Genomic DNA, 6548 nt, shown 5'->3' on the forward strand with positions numbered 1-6548 from the left:
TCCACTTTTAAGAAAAACTTGTATTCTTTGAACAGATGCAGCGAAAAAAATATATTATTATTTTTCACAATAACAAAAAAAAGCTATACAAAAGTAAAACGCCATTTACTATGAAAGTAAGCGGCGTTTTACATTGATGGAACAACTAATCGGAAAGAAATATCATCTTCTTTTAAATTAAACTTATTAACTTTTAACATTAAATCATTTTCGAATTGTAAGTCTGTTAATGCCACATATATTTGCTTTTTCTTCGAATCAATTGTAATCCACTCTGGAAGATTATTTTCCTTCTTTATAAAATTCAACACATATGAAACAGGTAGCTGCATCTGCCCTAATTCCATCGAGCGCTGCTTCAGTAACAAATCCCCATTCTGCAATGGAACTGGAGTAAATGTCATTGCTAATTGTAATTTCATATCAAATACAGGAATCTTCGAATAAAATTCAATATAATCGTTCAAGACCACTTGGTATTGTAATATTTCCCCATTCTCAGGCTGTGACTTAATATAATTTTGAATCAACTGATTAATACTTTCTTTCTTACTTTGAATAAGAATAGAAGAATCTTCCTGACTCATTTTCCCTTCATCTGGGAGCTTAACTTCCTGAGGTATTCCAACAAGAAGTAAGACAATTAAGACAAAAGATACATTGATGCCAATAAGTAAAAAGAAAAGTATTTTCCACAAGTTTCTTTTCTTAGTCTCTATTGTGGTTTCCTCCCTTCTTTTACTCTTTCTCACCATGTATTAACTATTCTTCATGGCTTGTTGTTGCATACGGAGGATTGTATTTTGTTTCAATGCTTCATATATTGCATCACCCATTTTTTCATATCCCTTCGTATTTGGGTGGAAATAATCTTCTTCATAAATTAAATTATCTTTTTCAGAGGCGAAGATTGGGCTGATTTCTACAAAATACACACCTTCATGCTTATTAGCTATCGCTTTTGATTTGCTATTCCATTCAACCATTATATCATTAAATTCTTCAATAGAATTCAGCCATTTCGTAAAAGGATTATATAATCCAACTAAATAGATATCACCTTTAGGATTGTTTTGACGAATAATCGATATAATTTCATTTAAATTCTTTCCGTATTTAACCATACCTTTTTCAAAATGAGGTATTTGTAAATGTTTATAATTCCTCTTAACAATATTCATCACATCGTTCCCACCAATGGTAACGATCACAACATCTGCTTGTTTCACTAAATTAACCATTGAAGTCTTTTTCAATTGCTTAACCAATCCTTCAGAGGTTAATCCACGTTTTCCATAGTGAGCCATACTTATATCTTTAATTCGTTTTTCTGTTTCTAAACGCGTGGATAGAATAGATTGATATCCACCTTTTTCGGTGTCATCTCCCACTCCTTGTGTTAAGGAATCACCAATTGATGCAATTGTTATGTCTGCTGGAGGTAGTTGTTTTAATTCAACTTCTTCATCGTGTTTATTTTGACTTTCATTCAATTGATTGACTTTTTCAGATCGAAAATTGGGAATAGAGCAAGCAGTTAGTAATACACAAGCGAGAGAAAAAAGGATAACCTTCTTCACCATACTCTTCACCCCTCTTACAAGAATATCTCTATACAATAATGTATTGTTATGAATTCTTTCTATTTTATTCGTAATAAGTATAAGTTTACACTCTCTTTTTATAATAGCACTAATTATTAATTTTATAGGATTTCGAGCACGATATATGATTTATACCCAAAATAAAAACAGGCGAAATTCGCCTGCTTAATAATTTTGAAGAATTTTGATATGCTTAATAATTTCTTCAAGTGGAAAACTCTCAAGCCCATCATATGTTTGGACAACTGTTCCATCTTGATTAACCAACGCAAAACTTGTTCCATGAAGCACTTGATCACCTGTTTCAGGCTTCTTCACAAGTGTTTTGAAACTATCTTTAGCAAAATCTTCAATAAGGGATTGCTCATACCCAGTAAGAAAATCCCAATTACTGTAATCGGCTTTAAACTTATCTCCAAATTGTTTTAACGCTTCTGGTGAGTCAACTGTTGGATCAATGCTGAATGATATAAGTTCAACATCCTTTATACCTTCTTCATTTAACTTCGTTTGTAATTTAGACATATTAGCTGTCATAGGCAAACAAACATCATTACAATTTGTAAAGATAAAATTCGCCACCCACACTTTACCCTTTAAATCTTTCAATGAAACTTGCTCATTATTTTGATTAGTAAAAGCGAAATCAGCAACTGGCCAATCTTTACTATTCGGTATTTCTTTTTCACCGCAAGCTGTTAAAATTACTAAAAACAAAATCATACCTATTGTAGCAAATTGCTTCTTTATAAACATTCTATCCATCCCTTTATGATATGATTGCATCTTGTAACATTTTATCAGATTTTTCCGAACAATAAAATATATACATTTGTACAATATTTGTCCAAAAAAGAATAAATTAACCAATTGCTTATTCTGATTTGTAAACGAAAGGAATATTTTTCACATAATCCCAACAAATATGATAAGATAGAATGGATTATAAAAGTATAAAGTGAAGGTGATAGCTTGAAAAATTCAAAAGTACTTCTATCATTGTTCGCAGCTGTTATTTTCTTACTTGGTGCGTGCTCTAGCAACGAGGCAAATGAAACCAGTACAGAAGATAAGAAGCAAGCCGAAAATCATGACGAAACACAGCATGCTGCTAATGGTGATTTACAAGAAGAAACAAAATCCATTGAAACATTACCATCTTTTTTAAAGGACAAACCTGAGGATATGAGCACTGTTTACTCTGCTGTAGCAAAACATAGAGAGCTATTAGAAAGTATGCCTTGCTATTGTGGATGTGGTGATTCAGCAGGTCATAAAGATAATTATGATTGTTTCGTTTTTGATAACAAAAAAGATGGCTCTATCGTATGGGATGACCATGCTACTAGATGTAAAGTCTGCTTAGAGATAGCTGCTGAATCTGTTGTACTATACAATAATGGAAAAAGCGCTAAAGAAATACGTGACATAATTGATTCAAAATATAAAGAAGGTTTCGCGAAACCTACACCTACACCAAAGCCACAAGGCTGATAGCAACTGAAAAAAAGGAGTCCACGAATGATATTAGATGATGGACTCCTTTTTCTAATGTTTAGTTTTCTGCTGATACATTTCGTTCCACTCGTGTTTTCATTCTTTGCTCATATATTTATTTCTCCGCTCATTTTTTATTTCTCCGTGCATATTTTTCGTTTCCACATAAATAAATCAAAGCAATCTTCACGAATCAAACGCAAAAAAGACGATTCATATCCATTTTCTGAATAATAGAACCGCCTTTCATATAGTTCAAGTATCAGGCTTGCTGATAATCTTCGTATTCCTCATAACTTGGGTCTTCCTCAAGCCTTTTCATACGCCGTTTGTACACAACTTTCGATAACGTAATACTAATTTCATAGAGTGTTAATAATGGTACTATTACAAGAAAATCCGAAATAAAATCTGGAGGAGTAATAGTTACTGATATAACGACTAATATAAAATACGCATATTTCCTGACTTTTGTCAGAATATAAGGATTGATAAGACCGATTGATGTTAAAAACATGACAATAGCTGGTAGCTCGAATAATACAGCAAACGGTAAAGTCATATTCATTAAAAATCTAAAATATTTCTCCGCAGTAAAACTCGTTACAAACATGTTACCGCCTAATTCCACCAAAAATCCTAATACAGTAGGAAATACAACAAAATATCCAAAACTTAAACCGAGTATAAATAAGATAAATAACGCTGGTATATAAGATAAAGTCGCTTTTCTTTCATGTGGCATTAAGGCTGGTTTTACAAACAACCAAATTTGCAATGCTAGCACTGGTATAGTAGCAGCAATCCCGATCACAGCTGAAATCATAAAGTATACCCATATGATATCACTTGGACCGAGTACGATTAATTTAACATCTAAATCTCTCACAAGCCAATTATAGATTTCCTCTACGTATACAAAACCTAGAATTAAAAAAATGATAAATGAGACAGCTGTAATAATTAGTCTCTTGCGAAGTTCACTAATATGCTCAATGATATTCTGTTCTTTATCTGCCATAAAAATCAAGCCTTCCTTCTTCTAATAAAGTGAAACTTTGATCGGCATGTATGTCATCTCCCACCAATCAATGTTCAACTAATCATGGAGTTAGACAACATTATGTGAACAATTATCTTATCTCCAAAAAAGGTGTAAGATGATTTCATCTCACACCCTCACAGAATCAGATTTAAGTTCAGCTCTTTAATTTCTTCTTCTCTTCTTCAATATCATCCATAACATCGCTAGTTAATTCACGTGTTGATTTCTTAAACTCACGTAAAGTTTGACCAAACGCACGGCCAATTTCAGGAAGTTTCTTAGGTCCAAATATAATTAAAGCCAATACTAAAATAATTATCAGTCCAGGAATACCAATATTTGACATTATAACATCCCCTTTTGTATGTAGACTATGTTCTCTACAAATTTGTATAGTATATTTTTTAAAAATTCGATAAATAAATGTGATTATTCACATTCATTTCACAAATACACGTAACACATTAGACACACCAATAACCAAATATTGATAAAGTTCCCGTTTATTGTAACCTAAAAATCCATATATTACTAGACTAAATAAGCAAATTAAATAAATTACGATCTTTATTTACTTCGATAAAATGAAACCCTTTTTTGTTCATGCGATAAATCATCTCTTGATACTCTTCTGGACGCTTAAGTTCAATTCCTACAAGGGCAGGACCGGAATCTTTATTATTGTTTTTCGTATATTCAAATCTGGTAATATCATCGTTAGGACCCAATACTTCATCTAAAAATTCTCTTAATGCACCCGCTCTTTGTGGGAAATTCACAATGAAATAGTGTAAGAATCCTTCATATAATAATGATCGCTCCTTAATTTCTTGCATACGATCGATATCATTATTTCCCCCACTGATAACACATACAACATTCTTTCCTTTAATTTCTTCACGATAGAAATCAAGAGCAGCTACTGACAAAGCTCCTGCTGGTTCAGCCACAATAGCATGTTCATTGTACATTTTTAAAATCGATGTACAAATTTTCCCTTCTGGCACTACCACAATGTCTTCAACTAATTCTTGGCAAATATCAAAAGTTTTTTCTCCAACAACCTTTACAGCTGCACCGTCTACAAACTTATCAATTTTATCCAATGGCATTACATGATTATGTAAAAACGACTCCTTCATGCTAGGTGCGCCTTCAGGCTCAACTCCTATACATTTCGTAGTTGGAGAGATGCTCTTACAATAGGTCGCCAAACCTGCCATTAATCCGCCGCCCCCAATTGCAGCAAATACATAATCAATTGGAACCTCACTATCATTCAGTATTTCAACAGCTACTGTACCTTGCCCAGCGATTACTTTGTCATCATCGAAAGGATGAACGAAAGTGCGTTGTTCTTGTTCACAACATTCTATTGCTTTCGCAAATGAATCATCAAATGTATCACCCACTAGGTATACTTGCACCATTTCTTTACCAAACATTTTCACTTGGTTTACTTTTTGTCGGGGTGTTGTAGCAGGCATGAAAATTTTTCCTTCAATGTTCATTTGTTTACAAGCATAAGCAACACCTTGTGCATGATTTCCAGCACTTGCACAGACGATTCCATTTACTTTTTCTTCAGCAGTAAGACTTTTCATCTTATGATACGCGCCTCTTAATTTAAAAGAGCGAACATATTGTAAATCTTCACGTTTTAAATAAACATTACACTCATACTGCTCCGATAACCGTTCATTTTTTTGTAACGGTGTATGTGCTACTACGTCTTTTAGTTGTTGATAAGCAATTAGTACATCTTCTACTTGTAGCCTCTTTCTCTCATTGGCTGTGGAATTCATACGGTCCCCTCTTTCTTTCTCTCTACAAAGTTCTATAATGCCGTAAATTATATCACTATGGACAAATAAATCAACAGATTTTTCTAATAATTCAACATTTAAAGAATCTTTATACTTAACAGCCTTACTATCATTACGTTTTCTCATTACATTGTACTCTTTTTTAAAAATTTATTTGTTACCTAGCAGGTTTGTAGTCTACAGTGAACGAATAGTTAATATGATTAAAAAAACAATAACAATAAGGAGGTTTCACGATTGGAATTTTCGTTATGTTCGAATGACTGTGCTTTACCCGTAGAGGTAACTATTGATGAAGATAACGGCAGATACACAATTCGCAAGAGTGATTCAAGTGGGGAATATTTCAACACGGCTCAAGAACTTATTGATTGGATTAAGCAAAACTTTTCAGTTGATCAATTTTGTTATCAAGAAGAGTTTGAAGACATGATGAAACAACTAACTATTTATGAGATTTTGCAATAAGAAAAGCGGAAGCGCCCGTTTAGCTCCGTATGGACTGGAGCCCTCCGACTGAGATAAAGGAATCACGAGGAGCCAGTAGGCGACTCGATGTGTCCAGCTTCATCGGCC

Annotated in this window: 8 protein-coding genes; 2 read left to right on the forward strand and 6 right to left on the reverse strand. The window is 33.2% G+C overall.

All coding sequences use genetic code 11. The annotated features are described in order from the left end of the window. Positions 1-128: 128 nt before the first annotated feature. From V7014_RS12305 to V7014_RS12315, 3 genes are all read right to left on the reverse strand, one after another. Positions 129-698, reverse strand: coding sequence for a YpmS family protein (locus V7014_RS12305; RefSeq protein ID WP_335507499.1), 570 nt, complete (start codon positions 696-698; stop codon positions 129-131). A gap of 60 nt (positions 699-758) precedes the next feature. Next, positions 759-1583: a DUF459 domain-containing protein gene (locus V7014_RS12310; protein ID WP_335507501.1), complete on the reverse strand. Its 825-nt coding sequence runs from the start codon at positions 1581-1583 to the stop codon at positions 759-761. Positions 1584-1769: 186 nt separating this feature from the next. Beyond that, positions 1770-2390 carry an SCO family protein gene (locus V7014_RS12315; RefSeq protein ID WP_335507503.1) on the reverse strand — a complete coding sequence of 207 codons (621 nt, stop codon included), beginning with the start codon at positions 2388-2390 and terminating at the stop codon, positions 1770-1772. Between the two features lie 186 nt (positions 2391-2576). Here V7014_RS12315 and V7014_RS12320 point away from each other — a divergent pair, with 186 nt between their 5' ends. Next, entirely contained in the window at positions 2577-3098 is a 522-nt protein-coding gene (locus tag V7014_RS12320) for a PCYCGC motif-containing (lipo)protein (RefSeq protein WP_335507505.1), read from the forward strand. A gap of 265 nt (positions 3099-3363) precedes the next feature. Here V7014_RS12320 and tatC read toward each other — a convergent pair whose 3' ends face one another. The 3 genes from tatC to ilvA form a co-directional block, all read right to left on the reverse strand. Then, a complete protein-coding gene (gene tatC / locus V7014_RS12325) occupies positions 3364-4122 on the reverse strand; it encodes a twin-arginine translocase subunit TatC (RefSeq protein ID WP_335507507.1) in 759 nt (252 codons plus the stop codon). Positions 4123-4300: 178 nt separating this feature from the next. Then, positions 4301-4495: a twin-arginine translocase TatA/TatE family subunit gene (gene tatA / locus V7014_RS12330; protein WP_335507521.1), complete on the reverse strand. Its 195-nt coding sequence runs from the start codon at positions 4493-4495 to the stop codon at positions 4301-4303. Between the two features lie 187 nt (positions 4496-4682). Continuing rightward, on the reverse strand, positions 4683-5951 hold the full coding sequence (gene ilvA / locus V7014_RS12335) for a threonine ammonia-lyase IlvA (RefSeq protein WP_335507522.1): 1269 nt from the start codon (positions 5949-5951) through the stop codon (positions 4683-4685). A gap of 258 nt (positions 5952-6209) precedes the next feature. Between ilvA and V7014_RS12340 the strand changes: the two genes are divergently transcribed. Beyond that, positions 6210-6440, forward strand: a complete 231-nt coding sequence (locus tag V7014_RS12340; protein ID WP_205059828.1) for a hypothetical protein — start codon at positions 6210-6212, stop codon at positions 6438-6440. Positions 6441-6548: the final 108 nt, after the last annotated feature.

Origin of the sequence: Bacillus sp. JJ722 (assembly GCF_036963345.1) — a bacterium.
Classification (GTDB): domain Bacteria; phylum Bacillota; class Bacilli; order Bacillales; family DSM-1321; genus Bacillus_AD.

What these genes read in the sequence shown, in the direction of transcription:
- tatC (WP_335507507.1), bottom strand. Translation starts at nt 4,122, where the DNA reads ATGGCAGATAAAGAACAGAATATCATTGAGCATATTAGTGAACTTCGC.
- V7014_RS12315 (WP_335507503.1), bottom strand. Translation starts at nt 2,390, where the DNA reads ATGCAATCATATCATAAAGGGATGGATAGAATGTTTATAAAGAAGCAA.
- ilvA (WP_335507522.1), bottom strand. Translation starts at nt 5,951, where the DNA reads ATGAATTCCACAGCCAATGAGAGAAAGAGGCTACAAGTAGAAGATGTA.
- V7014_RS12310 (WP_335507501.1), bottom strand. Translation starts at nt 1,583, where the DNA reads ATGGTGAAGAAGGTTATCCTTTTTTCTCTCGCTTGTGTATTACTAACT.